The sequence below is a fragment of the Novosphingobium sp. SG751A genome, from assembly GCF_013149295.1.
Classification (GTDB): domain Bacteria; phylum Pseudomonadota; class Alphaproteobacteria; order Sphingomonadales; family Sphingomonadaceae; genus Novosphingobium.
Genome location: NZ_JABGCB010000017.1, coordinates 57713 through 82196 on the forward strand (window position 1 = coordinate 57713; position 24484 = coordinate 82196).

25 protein-coding genes are annotated in these 24484 nt (G+C 62.7%); 9 read left to right on the plus strand and 16 right to left on the minus strand.

Features of this window, described 5'->3' with window-relative positions; translation table 11 throughout:
• Positions 1 to 45: 45 nt before the first annotated feature.
• The 4 genes from ilvC to miaA form a co-directional block, all read right to left on the minus strand.
• Entirely contained in the window at positions 46 to 1065 is a 1020-nt protein-coding gene (ilvC, locus tag FHW96_RS20285; protein WP_172342402.1) for a ketol-acid reductoisomerase, read from the minus strand.
• A gap of 123 nt (positions 1066 to 1188) precedes the next feature.
• Positions 1189 to 1704, minus strand: a complete 516-nt coding sequence (gene ilvN / locus FHW96_RS20290) for an acetolactate synthase small subunit (protein WP_168602881.1) — start codon at positions 1702 to 1704, stop codon at positions 1189 to 1191.
• A gap of 17 nt (positions 1705 to 1721) precedes the next feature.
• Positions 1722 to 3464 carry a biosynthetic-type acetolactate synthase large subunit gene (gene ilvB / locus FHW96_RS20295; RefSeq protein WP_172342403.1) on the minus strand — a complete coding sequence of 581 codons (1743 nt, stop codon included), beginning with the start codon at positions 3462 to 3464 and terminating at the stop codon, positions 1722 to 1724.
• 245 nt (positions 3465 to 3709) lie between these two features.
• Positions 3710 to 4678 carry a tRNA (adenosine(37)-N6)-dimethylallyltransferase MiaA gene (miaA, locus tag FHW96_RS20300; RefSeq protein WP_172342404.1) on the minus strand — a complete coding sequence of 323 codons (969 nt, stop codon included), beginning with the start codon at positions 4676 to 4678 and terminating at the stop codon, positions 3710 to 3712.
• On the opposite strand from miaA, the gene serB reads away from it, so the two are divergent.
• A complete protein-coding gene (gene serB, locus FHW96_RS20305; RefSeq protein ID WP_172342405.1) occupies positions 4671 to 5546 on the plus strand; it encodes a phosphoserine phosphatase SerB in 876 nt (291 codons plus the stop codon). The two genes, miaA and serB, sit on opposite strands and share 8 nt — an antisense overlap.
• 58 nt (positions 5547 to 5604) lie before the next feature.
• On the opposite strand, the gene purL is transcribed toward serB, so the two are convergent.
• Entirely contained in the window at positions 5605 to 7758 is a 2154-nt protein-coding gene (gene purL / locus FHW96_RS20310) for a phosphoribosylformylglycinamidine synthase subunit PurL (protein WP_172342406.1), read from the minus strand.
• 128 nt (positions 7759 to 7886) lie between these two features.
• Here purL and FHW96_RS20315 point away from each other — a divergent pair, with 128 nt between their 5' ends.
• The 6 genes from FHW96_RS20315 to FHW96_RS20340 all read left to right on the plus strand — a co-directional run bounded on the left by FHW96_RS20315 (position 7887) and on the right by FHW96_RS20340 (position 12103).
• Positions 7887 to 8144, plus strand: a complete 258-nt coding sequence (locus tag FHW96_RS20315; protein WP_172342407.1) for an exodeoxyribonuclease VII small subunit — start codon at positions 7887 to 7889, stop codon at positions 8142 to 8144.
• A gap of 16 nt (positions 8145 to 8160) precedes the next feature.
• Positions 8161 to 9063: a polyprenyl synthetase family protein gene (locus FHW96_RS20320; protein ID WP_172342408.1), complete on the plus strand. Its 903-nt coding sequence runs from the start codon at positions 8161 to 8163 to the stop codon at positions 9061 to 9063.
• A gap of 72 nt (positions 9064 to 9135) precedes the next feature.
• Positions 9136 to 9669: a pantetheine-phosphate adenylyltransferase gene (gene coaD / locus FHW96_RS20325; protein WP_172342409.1), complete on the plus strand. Its 534-nt coding sequence runs from the start codon at positions 9136 to 9138 to the stop codon at positions 9667 to 9669.
• Between the two features lie 115 nt (positions 9670 to 9784).
• Entirely contained in the window at positions 9785 to 10501 is a 717-nt protein-coding gene (locus FHW96_RS20330) for a peptidylprolyl isomerase (RefSeq protein WP_172342410.1), read from the plus strand.
• Positions 10502 to 10508: 7 nt separating this feature from the next.
• Positions 10509 to 11543, plus strand: coding sequence for a tRNA preQ1(34) S-adenosylmethionine ribosyltransferase-isomerase QueA (gene queA, locus FHW96_RS20335; RefSeq protein ID WP_172342411.1), 1035 nt, complete (start codon positions 10509 to 10511; stop codon positions 11541 to 11543).
• A gap of 101 nt (positions 11544 to 11644) precedes the next feature.
• A complete protein-coding gene (locus FHW96_RS20340; RefSeq protein ID WP_172342412.1) occupies positions 11645 to 12103 on the plus strand; it encodes a hypothetical protein in 459 nt (152 codons plus the stop codon).
• A 15-nt stretch (positions 12104 to 12118) separates the two neighbouring features.
• On the opposite strand, the gene FHW96_RS20345 is transcribed toward FHW96_RS20340, so the two are convergent.
• Together FHW96_RS20345 and bla are read right to left on the minus strand one after the other, a co-directional pair.
• Positions 12119 to 12874: a TSUP family transporter gene (locus tag FHW96_RS20345; RefSeq protein ID WP_371815769.1), complete on the minus strand. Its 756-nt coding sequence runs from the start codon at positions 12872 to 12874 to the stop codon at positions 12119 to 12121.
• Complete coding sequence (gene bla, locus FHW96_RS20350; protein WP_172342413.1) at positions 12871 to 13761, minus strand: subclass B3 metallo-beta-lactamase; 891 nt, start codon at positions 13759 to 13761, stop codon at positions 12871 to 12873. Before bla ends, FHW96_RS20345 begins: the two co-directional genes overlap by 4 nt.
• Before the next feature lie 75 nt (positions 13762 to 13836).
• On the opposite strand from bla, the gene tgt reads away from it, so the two are divergent.
• Positions 13837 to 14961 (plus strand): tRNA guanosine(34) transglycosylase Tgt, encoded by a 1125-nt coding sequence (gene tgt, locus FHW96_RS20355; protein WP_172342414.1) that lies wholly within the window; start codon positions 13837 to 13839, stop codon positions 14959 to 14961.
• A 78-nt stretch (positions 14962 to 15039) separates the two neighbouring features.
• Positions 15040 to 15606, plus strand: coding sequence for a hypothetical protein (locus FHW96_RS20360; RefSeq protein WP_172342415.1), 567 nt, complete (start codon positions 15040 to 15042; stop codon positions 15604 to 15606).
• On the opposite strand, the gene FHW96_RS20365 is transcribed toward FHW96_RS20360, so the two are convergent.
• The 9 genes from FHW96_RS20365 to FHW96_RS20405 form a co-directional block, all read right to left on the minus strand.
• Complete coding sequence (locus tag FHW96_RS20365) at positions 15607 to 15840, minus strand: hypothetical protein (RefSeq protein ID WP_253951111.1); 234 nt, start codon at positions 15838 to 15840, stop codon at positions 15607 to 15609.
• A 130-nt stretch (positions 15841 to 15970) separates the two neighbouring features.
• Positions 15971 to 16582 carry a 30S ribosomal protein S4 gene (rpsD, locus tag FHW96_RS20370; RefSeq protein ID WP_172342416.1) on the minus strand — a complete coding sequence of 204 codons (612 nt, stop codon included), beginning with the start codon at positions 16580 to 16582 and terminating at the stop codon, positions 15971 to 15973.
• Positions 16583 to 16793: 211 nt separating this feature from the next.
• Positions 16794 to 17594: an RNA methyltransferase gene (locus tag FHW96_RS20375; protein ID WP_172342417.1), complete on the minus strand. Its 801-nt coding sequence runs from the start codon at positions 17592 to 17594 to the stop codon at positions 16794 to 16796.
• Positions 17591 to 18055, minus strand: coding sequence for a transcriptional regulator NrdR (gene nrdR, locus FHW96_RS20380; RefSeq protein WP_172342418.1), 465 nt, complete (start codon positions 18053 to 18055; stop codon positions 17591 to 17593). Before nrdR ends, FHW96_RS20375 begins: the two co-directional genes overlap by 4 nt.
• A gap of 3 nt (positions 18056 to 18058) precedes the next feature.
• Entirely contained in the window at positions 18059 to 19357 is a 1299-nt protein-coding gene (gene glyA / locus FHW96_RS20385) for a serine hydroxymethyltransferase (RefSeq protein WP_172342419.1), read from the minus strand.
• A gap of 21 nt (positions 19358 to 19378) precedes the next feature.
• Entirely contained in the window at positions 19379 to 19816 is a 438-nt protein-coding gene (rpiB, locus tag FHW96_RS20390; RefSeq protein ID WP_172342420.1) for a ribose 5-phosphate isomerase B, read from the minus strand.
• A 227-nt stretch (positions 19817 to 20043) separates the two neighbouring features.
• Complete coding sequence (gene rpoD / locus FHW96_RS20395) at positions 20044 to 22077, minus strand: RNA polymerase sigma factor RpoD (protein WP_246404346.1); 2034 nt, start codon at positions 22075 to 22077, stop codon at positions 20044 to 20046.
• A 12-nt stretch (positions 22078 to 22089) separates the two neighbouring features.
• Entirely contained in the window at positions 22090 to 23997 is a 1908-nt protein-coding gene (dnaG, locus tag FHW96_RS20400; protein ID WP_172342422.1) for a DNA primase, read from the minus strand.
• A gap of 1 nt (position 23998) precedes the next feature.
• Positions 23999 to 24451, minus strand: a complete 453-nt coding sequence (locus FHW96_RS20405) for a GatB/YqeY domain-containing protein (RefSeq protein ID WP_172342423.1) — start codon at positions 24449 to 24451, stop codon at positions 23999 to 24001.
• Between the last annotated feature and the right edge of the window lie 33 nt (positions 24452 to 24484).

The window sequence follows — 24484 nt, forward strand, 5'->3', positions numbered from 1 at the left end:
GTGAAGCCACACGACGCGCTTTTGAACGTAAAACCTTTGAAGATCTTAGTTCTTGGTCTGGTCAACCAGCTTGTTGGCGCCGATCCAGGGCATCATGGCGCGCAGCTTGGCGCCGGTTTCCTCGATCGGGTGACGCTTGGCGGCGATGCGCGAAGCCTTCAGTTCGGGCTGGCCTGCGCGGTTGTCGAGAACGAAGTTCTTCACGAAGCGGCCCGACTGGATGTCTTCCAGAACGCGCTTCATTTCCTTCTTGGTTTCGTCGGTGATGATGCGCGGGCCGGTCACGATGTCGCCATATTCGGCGGTGTTCGAGATCGAATAACGCATGTTGGCGATGCCGCCTTCATACATCAGGTCGACGATCAGCTTCAGCTCGTGAAGGCATTCGAAATAGGCCATTTCCGGCGCATAACCGGCTTCGACCAGCGTCTCGAAACCAGCCTGAACCAGCGCGGTGGTGCCGCCGCACAGCACGGCCTGCTCGCCGAACAGGTCGGTTTCGCATTCTTCGCGGAAGTTGGTTTCGATGATGCCCGAGCGGCCACCGCCAACGCCGCTGGCATAGGCCAGAGCGATGTCATGCGCGTTGCCGGTCACGTTCTGATGGATAGCCACCAGGCAGGGCACGCCGCCGCCCTTCACATATTCGCCGCGCACGGTGTGGCCCGGACCCTTGGGGGCGATCATGATCACGTCGATGTCGGCGCGCGGCTCGATCAGGCCGAAGTGGATGTTGAGGCCATGCGCGAAAGCCAGAGCAGCGCCCGGTTTCAGGTTGGCGTGCAGGTCGGCGGCATAGATCGCGGCCTGATGCTCGTCGGGAGCCAGGATCATGAGAACGTCGGCCCAGGCAGCGGCTTCGGCGTTCGAGAGAACCTTGAAACCGGCGCCTTCGGCCTTGGCGGCCGAGGCCGAGCCGGGACGCAGCGCGATGGCCACTTCCTTGACGCCCGAATCGCGCAGGTTCTGCGCATGGGCGTGGCCCTGCGAGCCATAGCCGAGGATGGCGATCTTCTTGTTGACGATCAGGTTCAGATCGGCGTCGGCGTCGTAATAGACCTTCACAGCAATTCCCCTTGCATGCCCCCGCGCATGGCGCTTCCAAAGGGGCTGGACAGGTGCCACCTGTCGGTGGCGGGTTTCAGATTTGGCGCGGCATCTGCATCAGACTGCCGCCCCGGTCAAGTTTCAGGATTTCCGCGTGCCCCGCACCATGCCCACCACGCCGGTACGGGCGGTTTCGACAAGGCCCAGCTCGTTCATCAGGCTGACGAACATGTCGATCTTGTCGGGCGTGCCGGTCAGCTCGAAAATGAAGCTCTGCGTGGTGGTGTCGACCGGGCGCGCGCGGAACACATCGGCAAGGCGCAGCGCCTCAACCCGGTTCTCACCCTTGCCCACGACCTTGACCAGCGCCAGCTCGCGCTCGACATAGGGGCCTTCCTCGGTCAGATCGATCACCTTATGCACCGGCACAAGACGGTCGAGCTGGGCATGGATCTGATCGATCACATCGGGCGGGCCATGCGTCACGATGGTGATGCGGCTGGTTGAATGATCCTCGGTGATTTCCGAGACGGTCAGACTGTCGATATTATAGCCGCGCGCGGTGAACAGGCCCGCGATCTTGGCCAGAATGCCCGCCTCATTGTCGACCACCAGCATCAGGACATGGCGTTCCTCGGCGGCGTGTTTGATCTTCATCATCTCTCTCGCCCTCCTTACACCAGCGCCTTGGCTTCATCGTCGATGATCCCGGCCACATTGTCGCCATAGAGGATCATGTCGGTATGCGCCGCGCCCGAGGGGATCATCGGGAAGCAGTTGGTTTCCTTGTGAACACAGCAATCCACGATCACCGGTCCCGGATGGTCGATCATCGCCTGAATGCCTGCGTCCAGTTCAGATTCGTTCTGGATGCGGATGCCCTTCCAGCCATAGGCCTCGGCCAGCTTCACGAAATCGGGCAGCGAGTCCGAATAGCTGTTCGAATAACGGCTTTCATAGGTCAGTTCCTGCCACTGGCGGACCATGCCCATCCATTCGTTGTTCAAAATGAACACCTTGACCGGCAGGCGATATTGCGTGGCGGTGCCCAGTTCCTGAATGTTCATCTGGATCGAGGCGTCACCGGCAATGTCGATCACCAGGCTGTCAGGATTGCCCAATTGCGCGCCGATGGCGGCGGGCAGACCGTAGCCCATCGTGCCCAGACCACCGCTCGTCAGCCACTTGTTGGGGCCGAAGAAGTGGAAATATTGCGCGGCCCACATCTGATGCTGGCCCACCTCGGTGCTGATGACGGGATCGCGGTCCTTGGTCAGCTCGAACAGGCGCTCGATCGCATATTGCGGGGCGATTGTGCTGTTATAGCGCGGATAAGACAGGCTCTTCTTCGCCTTCCAGCCCTTGACGCGCTCTTTCCACGCGGTCAGGTCCTGCGGCTTGCGATTGCCCCAAGCTGCGATGATCTGATCCAGAACGGTCGCGCAATCGCCCACGATGGGCAGATCGACGCGGACGATCTTGTTGATGCTGGAACGGTCGATGTCGATGTGGATCTTGGTCGAATTGGGCGCAAAGGCATCCAGACGGCCCGTCACGCGGTCGTCCCAGCGCGCGCCGATGCACAGGATCAGGTCGGCCTGATTCATCGCCCAGTTGGCCTCATACGTGCCATGCATGCCCAACATGCCCAGCCAGTCGTCATGATCGGCCGGAAACGCGCCCAGACCCATCAGCGTCGAGGTGACGGGAGCCCCCGTCAGCGCTTGAAGCCGGCGCAGCAATTCGGCCGCGCGGGGGCCGGAATTGATCACGCCGCCGCCGGTGTACAGCACCGGCGCCTTGGCGTTGGCCAGCAGTTCAACCGCCTGCGCGATCTCGCTCTCGCTGCCTGCCATGCGCGGCTGATAGCGGTTGCGACGCTGGACCGGGCCTTCGGGGAAGGCGGCGGTGGCGATCTGCACATCCTTGGGGATGTCGATCACGACCGGGCCGGGGCGACCCGTCGTGGCGATCTGAAACGCCTCGTCGATGATCGCGGCCAGATCGGTCGGGTCCTTGACCAGATAATTATGCTTGCAGCAGTGGCGCGTGATGCCAACCGTGTCGGCTTCCTGAAACGCGTCCGAGCCGATCAGCGGCGTGCCGACCTGGCCGGTGATGACCACCATCGGGATCGAATCGAGGAACGCATCGGCAATGCCGGTGACGGCATTGGTCGCGCCGGGGCCGGATGTGACCAGCACCACGCCCGGCTTGCCGGTGGAGCGGGCATAGCCTTCGGCGGCATGGGCCGCGCCCGCTTCGTGGCGGACAAGGATGTGGCGCATGCGTGCATCGTTAAACAACGCGTCATAGATCGGCAGCACTGCGCCGCCCGGATAGCCGAATACGCATTCGACCCCCTGACGGGCAAGGCTTTCAACCAGAATTTGCGCACCGCTCAGCTCTTGGCTCACGGGAATCCATCCTTCTATCACAATGTTTGCGGCCACCGGCCCCGTATGGGGGGCGTGCTCACGACAATCGCGCGGCCATGGCCAAGCTTGGCCTGCTGCGCAAGAGGGGAAATGGTGGGAAACCGCGAAATTCAGCCATTTCGCGGGGCTTGGCCCGACCTTGCCCCATTGGCATACATGCGGTTGCACGCCTGTCTGCCAATGACGGGATGCGCTCTAGGTGATGCAAAATGTCTCGTCAAGCGTTAATGGTGAAATAAAATATCAAAATGTGATTTCAGGGAGACATTTGTGTCGCTGCTGCGCGGCCAGTCGGTGGGCGGCTGATGACGAAACCATGTGTATTGGCGCTTGGCATATTGGCGGGTGGTCTGCGCGCCATCGGCTATCGCTTCGGCTAAAGTCATATCCCCGCGCAGATGCGCCGCCAACGAGGCGACCCCGATCGCCCGCATCACCGGCAGCGCCGGGTCCAGCCCGCGCGCCAGCAACGCCTCGACCTCTGCCAGCGCACCCTGCTGTACCATCAGCCCAAAGCGCCGGTCGCAGCGTTCATAAAGCCAGTCGCGGTCGGGCAGCAGGATCAGTGGGGCCAACCGGATCGTCTCGCCAATCCCGCCCTCCAGCCTTTGCTGCCAATGGGCGAGCGTCTGCCCGGTCGAGCGGACCACCTCCAAGGCGCGATGGACGCGGGTGGTGTCATTGGCGTGCAATGCGGCGGCCCGTTCGGGGTCGAGGCGCGCCAGTTCCTCATGCGCCGTGCCCACGGGCATGGCGCGGACCGCTTCGCGCACTTCGGGCGCGATATCGGGCACGGGCGCGATGCCATAGAGCAGCGTGCGCAGGTAGAGCCCGGTGCCGCCCACAAGGATCGGCACGGCCCCCGCGCCATGGGCCGCCGCGATCTCGTCCCGCGCCCGCGTCGCCCAATCGGCGGCCGAGCAGCTTTGCGCCCCATCCCATGCGCCATAGAGGCGATGGGGGATTTCCGCCTGCTCCGGCGCCGAGGGGGCGGCGGAGAGGACCGGCAGGTCGGAATAAAGCTGAGCGCTGTCGGCATTGACGATGACTGCCCGCCGTCCGGAACTTTCCAGCGCGCGGGCAAGCGAGAGCGCAATATCGCTCTTGCCGCTGGCGGTCGGGCCTGCGATGAGGCCCACGCATGGGCGGGCCGACGGGCTCGCAAGGTTTTGAAGGGATATTTCGGTGCTCATTGCGCGCGTATTAGCAGATTGCGAGGACCTGTCGGCAAGGATTGATGTGTTGCTGGAGGCTTTGAGCGAAGGCGATGCTTCGGCCGATGCGCGGGAACTGCCGGGCAATGTGTGGGAAGTCATCGTCGAAGGCGTGGCGCTGGAGGATCTGCGCGGGGCCATCGACACCCATGTGGGCGTGTCGGACGCGCTGATCGTCAATCATAAGGTGCGTATCCCTAAGCTGTTTATCTCGGACATGGATTCGACGATGATTTCGGCCGAATGCATCGATGAACTGGCCGATTTCGCAGGGATCAAGGACCGCGTCGCCGACATCACCGAGCGCGCTATGCGCGGCGAGCTGGATTTTGCGCAGGCCTTGACCGAGCGCGTGGGCCTGCTCAAGGATCTGCCCGCGCAGGCGATTCAGGACTGCCTCGATCAGCGTATCGCCCCGATGAAGGGCGCCAAGGTGCTGGTCGAAACGTTGAAGGCGAAGGGCTGCCGCACCGTGCTGGTGACCGGCGGTTTCCACCAGTTTGCCGACCCCGTGGCCGAGCAACTCGGTTTCGAGCGTGTGGTGGCCAATCGACTCGCGGTGGCCGATGGGCGGCTGACCGGCGGGCTCGACGGCCCGATCTGCGACAGCAGCACCAAGAAAGCGACGTTGATCGAGGAAATGGCGGCGCTGGGCGAGGGGGCCGTGGCGCTGGCCACCGGCGATGGCGCCAATGACATCCCGATGATCGAAGCGGCGGCCTATGGCGTGGCCTTCGAGGCCAAGCCCAAGGCGCGCGCGGCGGCCAATGGCTGGGTGGATCGCGGGGATCTGACGGCGGTGTTGCGTTTGCTGGGCGTGGCGGAGAGCGATTGGGTTTTGACGTAAGGGATTTATGCCTCCGGCGGGCAAAGGGCCTCGGCCCTTTGCCCGCCGGAGGCTGAAATCAGCCCTCCATCCAATCCTTGAAGAACGCCTCATTGGCCTTCTTGAGATCCGACACCAGCACGCCCGCGACGTCCGCGCCGCCCACGGTGCCCAGACGCACCGCGCCTTCGAGCACGACATCGGCCGCCGTGGTCACGACATAGCGCGACTGGTCCTCGCCAAAGGCCTGGGCGGTGTTGAAGGTCACGTCGAGTCGCGCGCCGATGCCGCCGGCCATCGCCATTTCGGCCAGAGCCACCAGCAGGCCGCCATCCGAAACGTCATGCACAGCGGTGGCCAAGCCATCGGCGATCAACTGGCGCACGGTTTCGCCGTTGCGGCGCTCGAGGTTCAGGTCCACGGCAGGTGCGGGGCCTTCCTCGCGCCCGGCCACTTCGCGCAGCCAGATCGACTGACCCAGATGCGAGCCTTCCGGCCCGATCAGCCAGATCGCATCGCCCGCGTTCTTGAATTTCACGGTGGCCATCTTTTCGTGGTTCAGCATCAGGCCGACGCCGCCGATGGCGGGCGTGGGCAGGATGGCCGAACCGCCGCCGGTGGCCTTCGATTCGTTGTAGAGCGAGACGTTGCCCGACACGATGGGATAGTCCAGCGCGCGGCAGGCATCGCCCATGCCTTCGAGGCAGCCCACGATCTGGCCCATGATTTCCGGGCGCTGGGGGTTGGCGAAGTTGAGGCAGTTGGTGATCGCCAGCGGCGTTGCGCCCACCGCGCAGATGTTGCGCCATGTTTCGGCCACGGCCTGCTTGCCGCCTTCATAGGGATCGACGAAGCAATAGCGCGGGGTGCAGTCGGTGCTGATGGCCAGTGCCTTGTCGGTGCCATGCACGCGCACCACGGCCGCATCGCCGCCGCTCTTTTGCAGCGTGTCGCCGCCGACCTGCGAATCGTATTGCTCGAAAATCCACTTGCGCGAGGCCAGATCGGGGCAGCCGATCAGCTTGAGCAGATCCGCGCCAATGTCCGCGCTTTCGGCCACATCGCCCAGCGGGGCGGGCTTGGGCGTGGGCGTGGAGGGGCGGTCATAGAGCGGAGCATCCTCGGCCAAGGGGCCGAGCGGGATGTTGCAGACTTCCTCGCCCTTGAAGGTCAGCACCATGTGGCCGGTGTCGGTCACTTCGCCGATCACGGCAAAGTCCAGCTCCCACTTTTTGAAGATCGCTTCGGCCATCGGCTCCTTGCCGGGCTTCAGCACCATGAGCATACGCTCCTGGCTTTCCGAGAGCATCATTTCATAGGGCGTCATGCCGGTTTCGCGGCAGGGCACCTTGTCCATGTTGAGGATGATGCCGGCCTTGCCATTGGTGGCCATTTCCACCGAAGAGGACGTGAGGCCAGCGGCACCCATGTCCTGAATGGCGACGATGGCGTCTGTGGCCATCAGTTCGAGGCAGGCTTCGATCAGCAGCTTTTCGACGAAAGGATCGCCAACCTGCACGGTCGGGCGCTTTTCCTCGATGTCGTCACCAAAATCGGCGCTGGCCATGGTGGCGCCATGGATGCCGTCGCGGCCGGTCTTCGATCCGACATAGACGATGGGGTTGCCCACACCTGTGGCGGCGGAATAGAAGATCTTGTCCGTATCGGCCACGCCAACGGTCATGGCGTTCACAAGGACGTTGCCGTCATAGGCCTTGTGGAAATTGGTTTCGCCGCCAACGGTGGGCACGCCAACGCAATTGCCATAGCCGCCGATGCCCGCAACCACGCCCTGCACCAGATGCTTCATCTTGGGGTGATCGGGGCGGCCAAAGCGCAGTGCGTTCATGTTGGCCACCGGGCGCGCACCCATGGTGAACACGTCACGCAGGATCCCGCCAACGCCGGTCGCGGCGCCCTGATAGGGTTCGATATAGGAGGGGTGGTTGTGCGATTCCATCTTGAAGATGGCGGCCTGACCATCGCCAATATCGATGACGCCGGCGTTTTCGCCGGGACCGCAGATGACCCAGGGCGCCTCGGTCGGCAGCTTCTTCAGGTGGAGGCGGCTCGACTTATACGAGCAATGCTCCGACCACATGACCGAGAAAATGCCCAGTTCCACAAGGTTCGGCTCGCGGCCGAGTGCGTGGAGAACCTTGTCATATTCCTCCGTGCTAAGCCCGTGGGCGGCGACAACTTCGGGGGTGATCGTGCTGGCGGCGTTTGTCATGGTCGCGCCCTTAGCGCCATGGTCGGCAGATTTCCAGAGCGTATCGGCCGCTATTGATCGTGTATAGTTGCATGATGCCCTTGGGGGAGCCTTGACCGGGCCGGGCAATTGGGGCCATGGCTGCACCCATGAGCCAAGAAATTGCAAGTTCGCCCGAGCTTTCCGGTCTTAGTTTCGAGGACGCCCTGCGCGCATTGGAAGATGTCGTGCGCCGGCTGGAGGGCGGCGAAGTGCCGCTCGATGAATCGATCACTTTGTATGAACGCGGCGAATCGCTGCGCAAGGCATGTCAGGCCCGTCTGGATTCGGCACAGGCGCGTATTGAGCGCATCGTGGCCGGGCCTGATGGCGAGCCCGCCGGTCTGCGCCCGCTCGACGAACAATAAGGGGAAGGGGCAAGCCATGGCTGTTGTGACCGATAATTTGTTGGCTCAGGGGCTGAAAAGCATTCAGGCCGATATTGACGCTGCGTTCGATTCGCTGCTGCCGGTTCCCGAGGATCCGCGTGCACGCCTGTTCGAGGCAATGCGCTATGCCACGATTGGCGGAGGCAAGCGGGTGCGGCCTTTGCTGGTGGCGGCGGTGGCCGATATGTATGGGGTGGACCGGAATGCGGCGGTGCGTGTGGGGGCGGCCATCGAATCGGTTCATGTCTATTCGCTGATCCATGACGATCTGCCCTGTATGGACAATGACGCGCTGCGCCACGGCAAGCCCACGCTGCATCTGGCCTTTGACGAGGCCACGGCGGTGCTGGCGGGCGATGCGCTGCAGTGCTTTGCCTTTGAATTGCTGGCCGATGTGGCCACCAGCGGCGATCCCTTTGTGCGGGTCGAACTGGTGACGACTCTGGCCACGGCCAGCGGCCATAATGGCATGGCGGGCGGGCAGATGATGGACATCGCCGCCGAAACCGCCAGTTTCGATCTGGCGACCGTCACCCGTTTGCAGCAGCTCAAGACCGGTGCCTTGCTGGGCGCGGCGGTTGAGTTGGGCGCGATTCTGGGCAAGGTGGCGCCTGAGGGTCGTCGCCATCTGCGTGCCTATGCCCGCGATATCGGCCTGGCGTTCCAGATTGTGGACGATCTGCTGGATCATGAAGGCGATGCGGCGCTGGCGGGCAAGGCTTTGCGCAAGGATGCCGAGGCGGGCAAGGAGACTTTTGTCTCGCTGCTGGGCGCGGATCGCGCGCGCGAACAGGCGCGGATGCTGATCGATCAGGCGATTGCGCATCTGGCCGCACACGGCCCGGAGGCCGACCTGCTGCGCGCGCTGGCCCGCTTTATCGTTGAACGTGATCGTTAATAGGCTGGACCGGGTGCTTCTCCGGCTTTACGCATAAGGCAATATGAGGCCGGGGGAGCGCAAGGGTCAGGCATGGCAAATATACTTCATGGCGTGGCCGAAAGGGTAGGGGTCTATCCCGGCACGTTTGATCCGATCACGCTTGGCCATGCCGATATCATCCGGCGCGGGGCCAAGCTGGTTGACCGGCTGATTATCGGCGTCACCACCAATCCGTCGAAAAATCCGCTGTTCACGCCCGAAGAGCGCATGGCCATGGTCACGCGCGAAGTGGCTGCGATGGGGCTGGATAATGTCAGCGTGGTAGGCTTCAACGCGCTCTTGATGAAATTTGCCGAAAAGCAAGGGGCCGGCGTCATTCTGCGCGGCCTGCGCGCGGTGGCCGATTTCGAATATGAATATCAGATGGCGGGCATGAACCAGCAGTTGAACGCCGGGATCGAGACCGTGTTCCTGATGGCCGATGTCTCGTTGCAGCCCATCGCCAGCAAGCTGGTCAAGGAAATCGCGCTGTTTGGCGGCGAGATCGCCAAATTCGTCAGCCCCGCCGTGCGCGCCGATGTTATGGCGCGTATTGATAAAGTGGGGCGAATGGGAGACGATTGATGAACCGTGCCGATTTTTCGGTGACTGGTTCATTGCCACGACAGCCTTGGCGGTCTATCGCCGCCACAATTGGTCCCAAGCAGGGCCTTGGGTGCCATTCTTGCAAGAGAGCCGCATGAAACGTCCTGATTTCGCCAAAACCGCGCTTGCTGTGCTGCTGGGCGCTGCGATGCTGTCCACCGGGGCCTGCGCCCGCCATCGTGACAAGACGCCCAAGCTGGCCAATCTGAAGGCCGAAGCGGCGCTTCCGGCGAACAACCTTTCGGCCAAGGTCGATCAGGACATTTCGCATGATCCCGACAATGTGCTGATTCTCGACCTGTCGAACGGCGGGCGGGTTGCCATTCGCATGATGCCGAAATGGGCGCCTGCCCATGTTGAGCGGGTTAAGACGCTGGCCCGTCAGGGTTTTTATGACGGCATCATCTTTCACCGCGTGATCGAGGGCTTTATGGCCCAGACCGGCGACCCGACGGGCACCGGCGCGGGCGGGTCGAAGCTGCCCGATCTCAAGGCCGAATTCAATTCGATCCCGCATGTGCGCGGCTCGGTCTCGATGGCGCGCACGAATGAGCCGGACACCGCCAACAGTCAGTTCTTTATCGTGTTCTATCCGCGCTTTGCGCTGGACAAGCGCTATACGAACTTTGGCCGGGTGATTTCGGGCATGGATATTGTCGACGCCATCGTGCGCGGCGAACCGCCCAGCAATCCGACCAAGATCGTGCAGGCTTCGATTGCATCGGATAACAAGCCGCGTCCGGCCTATACGCCGCCTGCGGCCCCGGCCAAGATCGGCATCGACCAGTTGAACAACTCGCGTTCGAACTGAGGCTGTTTTGCGCGTCGATCTGTTTGATTTTGTCCTGCCGCCCGAAAATATCGCGCTGAGGCCCGTGTCTCCGCGAGATTCGGCGCGTATGCTGCTGGCCGGCCCCACCGGCGATTTTGGCGAGCATCAGGTGCGCGATCTGCCGCAATTGCTGCGCGCGGGCGATGTGCTGGTGTTCAACGATACGCGGGTCATCCCGGCCCAGCTTGAGGGCAAAAGGGGGGAGGCGCGGATCGGCGCGACCCTGCATAAGCGCATCGACCTGCGCCGCTGGCAGGCATTTGTCCGCAATGGCAAGCGCCTGCGCGAGGGCGATGTGATTACCTTTCCCGCCGAGGTTGCCGCCACGGCCGAGGCGCGCCATGAGGATGGCAGTTGGACGCTGGCCTTTCATGGTGACGAGCCGGTCGAGGTCTTGCTGGAGCGGGCCGGACGGATGCCTTTACCGCCCTATATTGCGGGCAAGCGGCCGACCGACGAGGCTGACAAACGCGATTATCAGACGATGTTTGCGCAAAAGGACGGCGCGGTGGCAGCGCCCACGGCGGCGCTGCATTTTACGCCCGAACTGATTGCGGGCCTCGAAGCTGCAGGCATCGCGCGCGAATTTCTCACGCTCCATGTGGGCGCGGGCACATTCCTGCCGGTCAAGGCCGATGACACTACCGACCATCAGATGCACGCCGAATGGGGCACGATCACCCCTGAGGCCGCCGAGCGCCTGAACGCTGCGCGGCGGGCCGGCGGACGGGTGATCGCGGTGGGGACAACCTCGCTGCGCCTGCTCGAATCGGCCACCGGCGAGGATGGGGTGATCCGGCCTTTCAGGGGCGACACTTCGATCTTCATCACTCCGGGCTATCGCTTCCGCGCCATCGACGGGCTGATGACCAATTTTCACCTGCCCAAATCCACCCTCTTCATGCTGGTTTCCGCGCTGATGGGTCTGGATCGGATGCAGGCCGTCTATGCTCATGCCATTGCCATGGGCTATCGTTTCTACTCCTATGGCGATTCCAGCCTGCTTCTGCCGCAAGGCTGACACGGGCCGAACGGGGTGGCTGAATTGCGGCTTGCCTTGGGGCGGGCGCTCGGCCAATTTCGGCGCGGATCGAAAAGCCAGGATGGATAGGAATGGCCGATATGAAAAAGACACTTGGGATCGCAAGTCTGCTGGCCATGATCGCCACGCCCGCGCTGGCGCAGGCGCCTGCGGTGGATGAGGGTTCGCAAAAGCTGGCCGAATGTGTGACCACCAAGGCTACCGCCGAGGACAAGGCGGCCCTGTCCAAATGGGTGGCGGTCGAGATTGCTTCGTCGGTCCCGGCAGCAGGGGTTGTCACGGTGGACCCGGAAAAGAAGGCGGCGCTGGACAAGGACACGGCCAAAATCTTCACCCGGCTGGTGATGACCGACTGTTTCGAATTTGCCAAGCCGCTGGCCAAGCAGAACGGCAATCAGGCGTTCCGCGCGGCGGGTGCCGCGCTCTCGCGTCTGGCCGTGCGCGAACTGATCGCCACGCCCGGCGTGAATGGTGCGATTGTGCGTTCCTATGTTTCCAATCTCAATCAGCAGGATTTCATTCGGCTGATCCAGCAGTAAAGCCCTTGGGCTGGCTCACCCGGTGAACCAGCCTAAGACCAGCTTGGCCGTCAGCGCCAGGCTGACTGTCACCAGCAGCGGGCGGATGAATTTCGCCCCCAGCTTGGTGGCCATATGCGATCCGGCCCACGCCCCGGTCATCGAACCGATCGCCATGCACAGGCCCAGCAGCACCATGATCTGACCGCCGAGGGCAAACACCGCCAGTGAGGCCAGATTGCTGGTCAGGTTGAACAATTTGGTCAGACCCGTCGCTCGCGTCAGGCCAAAACCGCGCAACGAAACCAGCGTGATGGCAAAGAACTGACCCGTGCCGGGGCCAAAGAAGCCATCATAGAATCCGATTCCGCCGGCCACGGGCAGATAGGCTTTCTCGCTGATCTTGGCCTCGCCCTCGTGGTCATGCATCTTGGGGCTGAGCAGCGTATAGGCCGCCATGGCGATCAGCAGCACCGGCACCAGCAGCTTGAGCACGCCCGGACTGATCCGCTGTACCGCCCATGCGCCCAGCGCCGCGCCCACCAGCACAAAACCCACCGCCGCCAGATTGGGCCGCAGCGCAAACAGGCCCGCCCGGTGATAGCGCCATGTGGCCAGCGCTGTCCCGCTGCACGATTGCAGCTTGTTCGTGCCCAGCACCATCGCCGGGGGCAGGCCCGCATAGATCAGAGCGGGCACTGTGATCAGCCCACCGCCGCCTGCCACCGCATCAACAAATCCCGCCACCGCCGCAACCCCGGTCAGCGCGGGATACATCGGGTCAATGGTCACTTGGCGGCCTCGCGGGCGAGGGTGGTGTTCAAACGGTCCTCGAACCGGGCCACGGTCGCGGCGCAGGCGCCCTTGTCCTCCCAACTCACGCTGCCGGGCGCGCGCATTGCGGCGGCCACCTTGTCATCGGTCAGGGTGTGTTCGGGGTGGCCGGTGATGAGATAGTCGCAGGGAAATGCTTTGGCCTTGGCGAAGGATTGGCGGAAAGAGGCGACGGCCGAGGCGTGTTCGGGCGCGGAGAAGCGGTAGGTATCGGCCGCTGTGGCGCTCAGGCTGGCCATGAAGACCATCGCGCGGCACCCGGTCTTGGGCGCGCAGGATTGCCATGTCCAACTGGTCGATCCGGCGGTGTGGCCGGGGGTGAAGCGGGCGGTGATGACCGTATCGCCCAATTTGATTTGCGCACCATCCCGTATCGCGCGCAGGCGCGTGGGTGCGGGGAAGGGTTTGAGATCGCCGTTCTGCGGGTCCTCGACCCCGGTCTGCCCCTTGCGCAGCGCGGCCACCGTATAGGGGCTGGCGATCACCGTTGCGCCCGAATCGCGCGCCAGCGCCGCCACGCCGCCCGCATGGTCGAAATGCGCCTCGGTAACGAGGATGTAGCGGATGTCTGAGGGCTTATGGCCGAGGCTGCGGATCTGGGCCTTCAACTGGGGCTCGAATTGCGGCAACCCTGCATCGATCACCACCAGCCCCGCGCCCGTGTCGATCACCGCCGTGTTGAGATGCACCGAACCTGCCATCCATGTCTTGCCATAGATCTGGATCGGCGCGCGCGGCTGCATCCAGCGGTCGGTATAGCTGGTGGTGATCGGGCGGGTCAGCGGATCGTCCGCGGCCAAAGCGGGGGCGGCCAGAAGGGCGAGGAGCAGGGCGGCTTGTTTCATGGCCGCGACGCTAGACGTCGGACTGGGCTGCGTCCAGATTGCGGGGCTTCGCTTTTCCGCGTAAGGCGCGGGCCCATGACCCGTTTTCAATTCAACATTCATGCGCGCGACGGCAAGGCGCGCACCGGCACCATCCAGATGCAGCGCGGCGAAATCCGTACGCCTGCCTTCATGCCCGTTGGCACGGCGGCCACGGTCAAGGCGATGAAGCCCGAGACGGTGCGCTCGATCGGCGCCGACATCATTCTGGGCAATACCTATCACCTGATGCTGCGCCCCGGCGCGGAGCGCGTGGCGCGGCTGGGGGGCTTGCACAAGTTCATGAACTGGGATCGCCCGATCCTGACCGACAGCGGCGGCTATCAGGTGATGAGCCTGTCGGAGCTGCGCAAGATCACCGAGGAAGGCGTGACCTTTGCCAGCCATATCGACGGCAGCCGCCACAATCTGACGCCTGAACGCAGCATGGAAATCCAGCGTCTGCTGGGCAGTGACATCGTGATGGCTTTCGATGAATGCCCGCGCGCGGATCAGGGCAAGGATGTGATCGAGCGCTCGATGCTGATGTCGATGCGCTGGGCGCGCCGCAGCCGCGAGGGTTTCGATTCGGGCGAGGAACATGCCGCGCGCTCGGCGCTGTTCGGCATTCAGCAGGGCGGTCTCAATGAGGATTTGCGCTCGATTTCGGCGGGCAAATTGCAGGAGATCGGCTTTGACGGCTATGCCATCGGCGGGCTGGCCGTGGGCGAGGGGCAGGAGGCGATGTTCGCCACGCTGGACTTTGCCCCCACGCAATTGCCCGATGACAAGCCGCGTTATCTGATGGGTGTGGGCAAGCCGGACGATCTGGTCGGGGCGGTGGAGCGCGGGGTCGATATGTTCGACTGCGTGCTGCCTTCACGTTCGGGCCGCAATGGGCAGGCGTTTACGTGGAGCGGACCATTGAACATCCGCAATGCCAAGCATGCCGAGGATACCGGCCCGATTGACGAGCATTGCACCTGCTCGGTCTGCGCCACCTACAGCCGGGCCTATCTGCACCATTTGCAAAAGGCGGGCGAGATCCTTGGCGCTATGCTGATGACCGAGCATAATCTGGCCTTCTATCAGCAATTGATGGCGGGCATGCGCGCCGCGATTGCCGAGGGCCGTTTTGCCGATTTCGCGGCGCGGTTCCGGGCGCGCTATTTCGCACGGTAAAGACAAGCTCTGCGAATTTCTTGACGTAAGGAACAAACAGGCGCTCTATTCACCCATGGCCTGATCGGGGGATTTGCCATGGGTGAGACAAGCGGCGACTTTCTGATCCGTTACCTTCAGAAAAAGCAGAGCATGGACGATGACGCCCTGCGCATTGCCTTGGCGCAGGACGTTCATATCAAGCAATGGTCCTATGGCTGGCTGAACAAGGTCTTTTTTGTTCTTGCCATGCTGCTTTCGGTGGCGGTGATGGTCTGGCCCTTGATGGCCGTGACGATCAATGCGCGCGGGGTCGATGCCGCCGTGGCGCAGACTGTGGTGACCGCGCTCGACGGCTTCGCGATCTATTTCTATCAGTTTTACAAGAAGCGGCAGGTTCTGACCGAGAATCTCCTGCGCCGCATCGTCTTTTCCGACCTGCCGGTGGCCAGGCTGGTTGATGCGGTGATCGAAGAGATGAGCCGGATCGATCAGGGCTTTGGCTTCCCCGCCGGCGGCAAGAAGCATGGCGAAGGTGAGGAGCACCGCCCCGTTCCACCCAGAAATGGACCGTCCAAGCCCAGATCAGGCAAGGGGTTGATCAATAAACCGACCCCCACCGAACCGATGCCGGGCGCTCCGTCTGTGTCCGATCCGCAACCCTGATCACGCCGCCGAGGCTACCACCTGCCCGTCCGGGAGCAGCACCTCAAGCCGTGTGCCCAGATAGCTGGAAAACTGCCCGCTTTTTTCCGCCATGAATCCCGCGCCGATCTTAAAGGCAAAGCGCTGTGCCGTGGCGAGATCGGGATACCATTTGCCCACGCGGTGGGCGGTGACATAACGATAGAGCTTGTTCATGACATCAGTACGATTCTGATTTGCGTTGGTTCCGTTCATCGCGGTGAAATGACGGCCCAAGGCGACGATCTGATGACAGAAACAACCCGGAAAAGCTTTGTTACGAAAAAGAAAAAGGGCGGAAAGCCGAAGCTCTCCACCCTCTGTCTGTTCCCGAAGGAAACGCGAATTAGCGCGAATAGAATTCGACGACCAGATTCGGTTCCATCTTCACCGGATAGGGCACTTCGTCGAGCGTCGGAACGCGCACGAAGGTCACCTTGTCGGCGTCCTGCGACACATAGTCGGGCACTTCGCGCTCGGGCAGAGCCTGAGCTTCAGCGATCAGGGCCATTTCCTTGGCCTTCTTGCCGAGGCTGATCACGTCGCCGGGGCGAACGCGACGCGAGGCGATGTTGCACTTCACGCCGTTCACATAGATGTGACCATGCGAAACGACCTGACGGGCCGAGAAGATGGTGGGGGCGAACTTCGAGCGGTACACCACCGCGTCCAGGCGCTGTTCGAGCAGACCGATCAGGTTCTGACCGGTGTCGCCCTTCATGCGCGACGCTTCCTGATAGGTGCTCTTGAACTGCTTTTCGGTGATGTCGCCATAGTAGCCCTTGAGCTTCTGCTTGGCGCGCAGCTGGATGCCGAAGTCGGAGATCTTGCTCTTGCGGCGCTGACCGTGCTGGCCGGGGCCATACGAACGGCGGTTCACCGACGACTTGGGACGGCCCCAGATGTTTTCGCCAAGGCGGCGATCAATCTTGTACTTCGAGGCATGACGCTTCGACATATGCTTCCTTACATTTGCTCTATGGCGCGGGGCGGAATGCCTCGTGCCTTCTTTCGCCAGCTTGGATGCTGGCTTGTTCCGGCGCGCACCCTGAAGGCCAAAGGCTTTCAGGCGGCCACTGCTTCACCGGACATGCAGGGCCAATGGAATACGGCGCCGGGTGGGCGCCATCCTTGTGAAGGGGCGCCCTTGGCGGGAATGACGGATTTTGTCAATCCCCCGTGTTGCCGGATTCGTCTTTCGCCCCTGATGCGGGAGGGGGCGGGGCGGGCTTGACGCGCGGCGGCGGCGGCACGCCGGGCTGGCGCATCAGCGCGGAGAGAACGCCGCGCATCGTGCGCACTTCCAGATGGTTCCACGCCGGTTTGGTCAGCATGGTGCGCAAGGTGCGCCGCGTGGCATCGGCCCGCGCCTCGGGAAAATAATAGCCGCGCGGCTCCAGCAGGCTGTCGAGATGGCCGATCAGCCCTTCCAGATCTTCCTGCGGGGCAGGCGGCAGGATTTCCTCGACCGGAGGTTGTTCCAGCGCGTTTTCGTTATGCAGGCCCTTCGACCACTCATAGGCGCACAGGATCACCGCCTGCGCCAGATTGAGCGAGCCGAATTCGGGATTGATCGGTACGGTGATGATCGCGCGGGCCAGCGCCACATCATCGGTTTCCAGCCCGGAACGTTCGGGGCCAAAGATGATCGCGCTGCGTCCCGGCTGAGCATGGATTTCGCGCGTGGCGGCCTCAGGCGTCAGCACCGGCTTGGTCACGCCGCGCTTGCGCACCGTGGTGGCATAGACATGCGGGCAATCGGCCACCGCCTCGGCCAGCGTTTCGAACACCTGCGCCTGTTCCAGCACAATGTCGGCGCCGGCGGCCGCTGGTCCTGCGCTGGGGTTTGGCCAGCCATCGCGGGGCGACACCAGCCGCATTTCGACAAGGGCGAAATTGAGCATGGCGCGCGCCGCCTTGCCGATGTTCTCGCCCAGTTGCGGGCGGACCAGGACGATAACAGGCTTCATTTCTTGTGCCCCGCATCACGCACGTTGCCGGCAAATTCCTCGAAATCGCGCGCTTCGGAAAAGTCGCGATAGACGCTGGCAAAGCGGATATAGGCTACGCTGTCGAGTGCGTGCAGCCCTTCCATCACCATCTCGCCAATTGCCTTCGAGGGTACTTCGCTGTCGCCCAGCGTTTCGATTTGGCGCTGAATACCCGAGACAAGCTGGTCCAGCCGTTCCTGCGCGATGCCGCGTTTGCGACAGGCCAGCGCGACCGATTGCTCGATCTTGGCGCGGTCAAACGGCTCGCGCTGATCGTTGCTTTTTACCACGGTGATCTCGCGCAATTGCACCCGTTCAAATGTGGTGAAACGCGCGCCGCAGCCTTCGCACTGTCGGCGCCGACGGATGGACGTATTGTCCTCCGTCGGGCGCGAATCTTTCACCTGCGTGTTGTCACAGGCGCAGAACGGACAGCGCAAGGATCAGTAGCCCAGCTTGGGATAGATCGGGAAGCGGGCGCACATTTCGGCGACTTCGGCGGCTACGCGGGCTTCGACCTGCGCATCGCCTTCGGGGCCATTCTTGCGAAGACCGTCAACCACTTGCGCGATCCACTTGCCGATCTGGGTGAACTCTTCCTCGCGGAAGCCGCGGGTGGTCCCGGCCGGCGTGCCCAGACGGATGCCGCTGGTCAGCAGGGGCTTTTCGTCGTCGAAGGGGATCGAGTTCTTGTTGCAGGTGATGCTGGCGCGGTCGAGCGCCTTTTCCGCATGCTTGCCCTTGGCGCCATAGGGGCGCAGATCGACCAGCATCAGGTGGTTGTCGGTGCCGCCCGAGACGATGCCCAGGCCTTCAGCCTGAAGCGAGGCGGCCAGCGCCTTGGCATTCGCCTTGATCTGGGCCGCATAGGCCTTGAACGAAGGCTGGAGCGCTTCACCGAAAGCTACCGCTTTGGCCGCGATGATGTGCATCAGCGGGCCGCCCTGAAGGCCGGGGAAGATTGCGCTGTTCAGTTTCTTGGCGATGGCTTCATCGTTCGACAGGATGATGCCCGAACGCGGGCCGCGCAGCGACTTATGCGTCGTGGTCGTGGTCACATGGGCAAAGGGCACCGGCGAGGGATGCGCGCCGCCGGCAACCAGACCCGAAATGTGGCTCATGTCGGCCAGCAAATATGCGCCCACTTCATCGGCAATCGCGCGGAAACCGGCCCAGTCCCATTCACGTGAATAGGCCGTGCCGCCGCAGACGATCAGCTTGGGCTTGCATTCGCGGGCGATGCGGGCAACCTCTTCCATGTCGATGAGCTGGTTGTCCTCACGCACGCCATAAGGCACCACGTTGAACCACTTGCCGCTCATGTTCACCGGCGACCCATGCGTCAGATGGCCGCCCGAGTTCAGGTCCAGACCCATGAACGTGTCGCCCGGCGTCAAGAGCGCAAGGAACACGGCCTGGTTCATCTGGCTGCCCGAATTTGGCTGAACATTGGCGAAAGCGGCGCCGAACAATTCCTTGGCGCGGTCGATGGCAATCGCTTCGATTTCATCGACATATTCGCAGCCGCCATAGTAGCGGCGGCCCGGATAGCCCTCGGCATACTTGTTGGTCAGGATCGAGCCGGCGGCCTCAAGCACAGCGGTCGAGCAGATGTTCTCGCTGGCGATCAGCTCGATCTTGTCCTGCTGACGGCCCAGTTCCTTGTTGATCCAGCCAGCGATCACGGGATCGCGATCAGACAGCGTGCCGGTGAAGAAATCGTCGGGGCGAATGTCGGTCATGGTGGCTTGTCCTTTTGGGGATCAGAAGGTGGGGTTGGTCAGCTTTTCGACGCGGCCGGTGTGGCGGCCGCTGCCGAAATCGGTGCTGAGGAATGCGGTGAGGCAGGCCTTGGCCATATCGACGCCGGTCAGGCGCGCGCCCATGGCGATGGCATTGGCATTGTTATGTTCGCGGGCCAGTGCCGCCGAGAGCGGTTCGCCCACCAGCGCGCAGCGCAGCGCCGGGTGGCGGTTGACGGCGATGGAAATGCCGATGCCGCTGCCGCAAAGTGCAACGCCGAATTCCGCCGCGCCCGATGCCACCGCCTGCGCCAGCTTGTAACCATAGTCGGGGTAGTCCACCCGGTCCTCGGTTTCGGGGCCAAGGTCGTTAACCTCATGGCCCTCGTCGCGCAGGAACTGGGCGAGTTCGGCCTTGAAGGCAACGGCGGCGTGGTCGGATGCAATAGCGATTTTCATGGGTCTGGCTCATTCCCGCAGAGTCGTCGTGGCGTCGTCTTGGCGGCTCCTTAGGCGTCAAACCGCGCCATGGCCACCCCCAACAAGGGCCAAAAGTGGCAGTTTTGCGACGTTGGTGGCCGGTTTGCACCATGGCAGCACTTGCGACGCCACTATCCATCACATTTTCACGAAAAAGGGCACGATTCCCAATAGAATCGCGCCCTTTTGCATCAAGATTTCCGCAATTATTGGTCGAGGAACGACCGCATCTTGCGCGACCGGCTTGGGTGCTTGAGCTTGCGCAGCGCCTTGGCCTCGATCTGACGGATACGTTCGCGCGTCACGCTGAACTGCTGGCCAACCTCTTCCAAGGTGTGGTCGGTGTTCATGCCGATGCCGAAACGCATACGCAGCACGCGCTCTTCACGCGGCGTCAGCGACGCCAGAACGCGGGTGACGGTTTCCTTCAGGTTGGACTGGATCGCGGCGTCCACCGGAATGATCGCGTTCTTGTCCTCGATGAAATCACCCAGATGCGAATCTTCCTCGTCACCGATCGGCGTTTCAAGGGAGATCGGCTCCTTGGCGATCTTCATCACCTTGCGCACCTTTTCGAGCGGCATGCTCAGGCGCTCGGCCATTTCCTCGGGCGTGGGCTCGCGGCCCTGCTCATGCAGGAACTGGCGGCTGGTGCGGACCAGCTTGTTGATCGTTTCGATCATATGCACCGGAATACGGATCGTGCGCGCCTGATCCGCGATGCTGCGCGTGATGGCCTGACGGATCCACCAGGTGGCATAGGTGCTGAACTTATAGCCGCGACGGTATTCGAACTTGTCGACCGCCTTCATCAGGCCGATGTTGCCTTCCTGAATAAGATCAAGGAATTGCAGGCCACGGTTCGTGTACTTCTTGGCAATCGAGATCACGAGGCGAAGGTTGGCTTCCACCATTTCCTTCTTGGCGATGCGGGCCTCGCGTTCACCCTTCTGCACCATGTTCACGATGCGGCGGAATTCGGGCAGCGCCATGCCGGTGTTGCTGGCGATGTCCGAAACCTCGGCGCGGATGCGTTCGACCGCGTCGCCTTCGTTGACGGCAAAGGCCGTCCACTTCTTGTCCTTGCCCTGAACGCTGGCCAGCCAGTTGTCGTCCAGTTCGCGGCCGACATAGGCTTCAAGGAAGTCCTTGCGGCTGACCTTGTGACGCTCGGCAAGGCGCAGCATCTGACCGCCAAGCGCCGTCAACCGGCGGTTGAAGGCATAGAGGTTGTCGACCAGATATTCGATCTTCTGGCCGTGGAACTGCACGCTTTCGACCTGCGCTGTCAGGTCTTCGCGCAATTGCTGATAGGTGCGTTCCTTGTCCGCCGGATAGTCATTGCCGACGGCCATGTATTCCAGCCGCTCTGCCTGCGCCTTTTCAAAGCTGTAGAACAGATCGGTGATGAGGGCGAATTTCTCAAGCGCTTCGGGCTTGAGCTGTGCTTCCATCTGGGCGAGCGAGAGGGTGTTATCCTCTTCCTCTTCCTCAACGGGTCGCTTGGCGCGGCGCTCGATGCCGTCCTCATCCTCCTCGTCGGCGGACTCGGTTTCCTCGATGTCCTCTTCCTCCTTGAAGGAAGGGCCGGCGGTGGCTTCGGAAATCTCGCCATCGGCTTCTTCGCCGTCTTCCGACAGGTTTTCCGGCTGCGGCTCTTTGGAAAGCATCGCGTCGAGATCGAGGATCTCGCGCAACTGCATTTCGCCATTGTTGAGCGCTTCGGACCACTGGATGATGGCGTGGAAGGTGATCGGGCTTTCGCACAGGCCCAGAATCATCGTGTCGCGACCGGCCTCGATCCGCTTGGCGATGGCGATTTCGCCTTCGCGGCTCAGCAGTTCGACCGCGCCCATCTCACGCAGATACATGCGCACAGGGTCATCGGTCCGCTCGACCGTTTCCTTCTTCTTTTCGATGGCCGGACGGTCGGACATCGTCGAATCGGAATCGTCGACATCATCGGCGGCATTGTCATCGGGCTCGGCGGCATCCTCATCGCTTTCCACGATGTTGACGCCCATCTCGCTGATGGCGGCCATGATGTCCTCGATCTGGTCGTTCGAGAACTGGTCCTGAGGCAGCGCCTCGTTCAATTCGTCATAGGTGATGATGCCGCGGCGCTTGGCGCGGGCGATCAGCTTCTTGATCGAGGCTTCATTGAGGTCGATCAGGGGGGCGTCGCCGCCTTCGCCCTTGCCGCCATCCGACATGTCCGCGCCAGAAATCTCTTCGTCCATCCTATACGCCATCTAGAGGTGCGCGGCATCGGTCGATGCCGCCGCAGCATTATCCTGTGCAACCGCCATTTGGCCGAGTCGCGCCTTCAAATCCAGCTCTCTTTTTTCCAAATCGCGCAAACGCGCCAACAATCTTTGCTGTTCTGCCCAACTTTCCTCGGTCACCTCGCCGCTTTCGCGGGTTTGAGCCAAAGCGGCCTCCACCATCGGCTTTTCCGCCAGCACGCAAAGCACGTCGGACAATTGCCCTTTCGCACCTTCCCCCGATTCGCAAAGGAAGGCAAATTCCATACCGGGACGTGCAGTGGTGTCGGGAGGCGTCAAGCCTTTCTCCGCCAAGATGGTGCCGATGGCCGCGCTTTCAAGGGGCGCGCCGTCATCAAGTGCATCAAGCAGCACATCGCACCGCGAATCCTCCTGCGCCAGACGCGCCAGCAGGCTGGCATGGCGGGCGATTTCGCCGGGCATGCGGATCAGGCCCGCCAAAACCGCCTCGATCGTGGCCGCGCGGAACGGGTTGGCGGGGCGCTGAAGCCTCTGCGTGGTTTCCTGGTGGGGCAGGGGCGGGGGAATGTCGCGCCCAAATCGCCCGCCGCGCTGTTGTTTTTGGAAAGGCTGACGTGGCTGCCATGGCGCGCGATTGTCCTCGCGCCGCGGAAAGGCGAAGGCGGAAAAGCGTTCGAGCAGATCGCGACGATAGAGCGCTTTGATGTCATTATCGGCAATCGTATCGACATGGGCCATCAGCCGCGCCTTCAGTCCCGCCTTTTCCTCGGGGCTGCCCGCCGGGGCGGCATCCATTTCGAATTGCCACAATGTATCGAGCAGGCTTTGCGCGCCTGCCAGCACTTCTTCCATCGCGGCCGGTCCGCGCGCCTTGATCAGGTCGTCGGGGTCCTGCCCCTGGGGCATGCGCACGATGCGCAGGGAATGGCCGGGGCGCAGCAAGGGCAGGGCGCGCGTAACGGCGCGCATCGCCGCCCTTTGCCCCGCCGCGTCGCCATCGAAACACAGCACCGGCATCGCCACCATGCGCCAGATCATCTCGATCTGCGTCTCGGTCAGCGCCGTGCCAAGCGGGGCGACCGCATCGTGAAATCCCGCCGCCGCCAGCGCGATCACATCCATATAGCCTTCGACCACGATGATCCGCCCCGATTGCCGCGAGGCAGGGGAGGCGCGATGGTGGTTATACAGCGTGCGGCCCTTGTCGAACAAAGGCGTGTCGGGCGAGTTCAGATATTTGGGCGCATCGGTCTTATGCGTTGCCAGAATGCGCCCGCCAAACGCGATGACCCGCCCGCGCGGATCATGGATGGGCAGCATCAGCCGCCCACGGAACCGGTCGTAGGGATCTTTATCCTCAACAACGATCCGCAGGCCGCCCTCGATCAGCATATCTTCGGGGAATTGCCCCAAGGCGCCCTTCAGCGCCTGTCGTCCCTCAGGCGCATAGCCAAAGCCGAATTCGCGGCACACGGCGGCGGAGAACCCGCGCGAGGCCAGATAGGAGCGCGCCTGACCGCCTTCGGGGCTGGCCAGCTGGTCGACGAAGAACGCCTGCGCCGCACCCATCACATCATGCAGGCTCTTCTGCTTTTCCGCGCGCTGGGCCTGCCTTGGATCGGGGGCGGGGACTTCCATCCCCGCCTCCTCGGCCAGTTGCTTGACCGCATCCATAAAGGATAGGCCGCGCTGATCGGTCATCCAGCGGATGACATCGCCATGCGCGCCGCAGCCAAAGCAGTGATAGAAGCCCTTTTCATCATTGATGGTGAAACTGGGCGTCTTTTCATGGTGAAACGGGCAACATGCCTTGAACTCGCGCCCCGCCTTGGTCACGCGCTCGGTCCGCCCGATCACGGCCGACAGCGTGATCCGGCTGCGCAATTCATCAAGGAACTGGGGCGAGAGGCTCATGTTACGCCAGCGCCGCCTTTACCAGCGCGCTCGCCTTGCCCATGTCGATCTGGGTGCCATGCTTGGCCTTCAGCGCGGCAATCACCTTGCCCATGTCTTTGGGCCCGGCGGCGCCAACCTCGGCCTTGATTGCCTCAATCGCGGCCTTGACCTCATCCTCGCCCATCTGCGCGGGCAGGAAGTCCTCGATCACCGCCACCTCGGCGGCTTCGGCGGCGGCCAGTTCGGGGCGGCCGCCCTGTTCATACATGGTGATCGATTCGCGGCGCTGTTTGACCATCTTCTGCAGCACATCGGTGACGATCACATCGTCATCCGGGATGCTGGCGGCGGTGCGCAGTTCGATATCCTTGTCCTTCAGCTTGGCCAGAATGAGGCGCACAGCGGCAAGGCGGGGCTTGTCGCCCGATTTCATGGCGGCCACCTGCGCGGCCTTGATCGAATCGCGGATCATTTTTCTAAACTTTCCCGTGGAGTTTTGCGCATT

What these genes read in the sequence shown, in the direction of transcription:
- ilvN (WP_168602881.1), bottom strand. Translation starts at nt 1,704, where the DNA reads ATGAAGATCAAACACGCCGCCGAGGAACGCCATGTCCTGATGCTGGTG.
- miaA (WP_172342404.1), bottom strand. Translation starts at nt 4,678, where the DNA reads ATGAGCACCGAAATATCCCTTCAAAACCTTGCGAGCCCGTCGGCCCGC.
- purL (WP_172342406.1), bottom strand. Translation starts at nt 7,758, where the DNA reads ATGACAAACGCCGCCAGCACGATCACCCCCGAAGTTGTCGCCGCCCAC.
- FHW96_RS20315 (WP_172342407.1), top strand. Translation starts at nt 7,887, where the DNA reads ATGAGCCAAGAAATTGCAAGTTCGCCCGAGCTTTCCGGTCTTAGTTTC.
- FHW96_RS20320 (WP_172342408.1), top strand. Translation starts at nt 8,161, where the DNA reads ATGGCTGTTGTGACCGATAATTTGTTGGCTCAGGGGCTGAAAAGCATT.
- coaD (WP_172342409.1), top strand. Translation starts at nt 9,136, where the DNA reads ATGGCAAATATACTTCATGGCGTGGCCGAAAGGGTAGGGGTCTATCCC.
- FHW96_RS20330 (WP_172342410.1), top strand. Translation starts at nt 9,785, where the DNA reads ATGAAACGTCCTGATTTCGCCAAAACCGCGCTTGCTGTGCTGCTGGGC.
- FHW96_RS20340 (WP_172342412.1), top strand. Translation starts at nt 11,645, where the DNA reads ATGAAAAAGACACTTGGGATCGCAAGTCTGCTGGCCATGATCGCCACG.
- bla (WP_172342413.1), bottom strand. Translation starts at nt 13,761, where the DNA reads ATGAAACAAGCCGCCCTGCTCCTCGCCCTTCTGGCCGCCCCCGCTTTG.
- tgt (WP_172342414.1), top strand. Translation starts at nt 13,837, where the DNA reads ATGACCCGTTTTCAATTCAACATTCATGCGCGCGACGGCAAGGCGCGC.
- FHW96_RS20360 (WP_172342415.1), top strand. Translation starts at nt 15,040, where the DNA reads ATGGGTGAGACAAGCGGCGACTTTCTGATCCGTTACCTTCAGAAAAAG.
- FHW96_RS20365 (WP_253951111.1), bottom strand. Translation starts at nt 15,840, where the DNA reads ATGAACGGAACCAACGCAAATCAGAATCGTACTGATGTCATGAACAAG.
- rpsD (WP_172342416.1), bottom strand. Translation starts at nt 16,582, where the DNA reads ATGTCGAAGCGTCATGCCTCGAAGTACAAGATTGATCGCCGCCTTGGC.
- FHW96_RS20375 (WP_172342417.1), bottom strand. Translation starts at nt 17,594, where the DNA reads ATGAAGCCTGTTATCGTCCTGGTCCGCCCGCAACTGGGCGAGAACATC.
- glyA (WP_172342419.1), bottom strand. Translation starts at nt 19,357, where the DNA reads ATGACCGACATTCGCCCCGACGATTTCTTCACCGGCACGCTGTCTGAT.
- rpiB (WP_172342420.1), bottom strand. Translation starts at nt 19,816, where the DNA reads ATGAAAATCGCTATTGCATCCGACCACGCCGCCGTTGCCTTCAAGGCC.
- rpoD (WP_246404346.1), bottom strand. Translation starts at nt 22,077, where the DNA reads ATGGACGAAGAGATTTCTGGCGCGGACATGTCGGATGGCGGCAAGGGC.
- dnaG (WP_172342422.1), bottom strand. Translation starts at nt 23,997, where the DNA reads ATGAGCCTCTCGCCCCAGTTCCTTGATGAATTGCGCAGCCGGATCACG.
- FHW96_RS20405 (WP_172342423.1), bottom strand. Translation starts at nt 24,451, where the DNA reads ATGATCCGCGATTCGATCAAGGCCGCGCAGGTGGCCGCCATGAAATCG.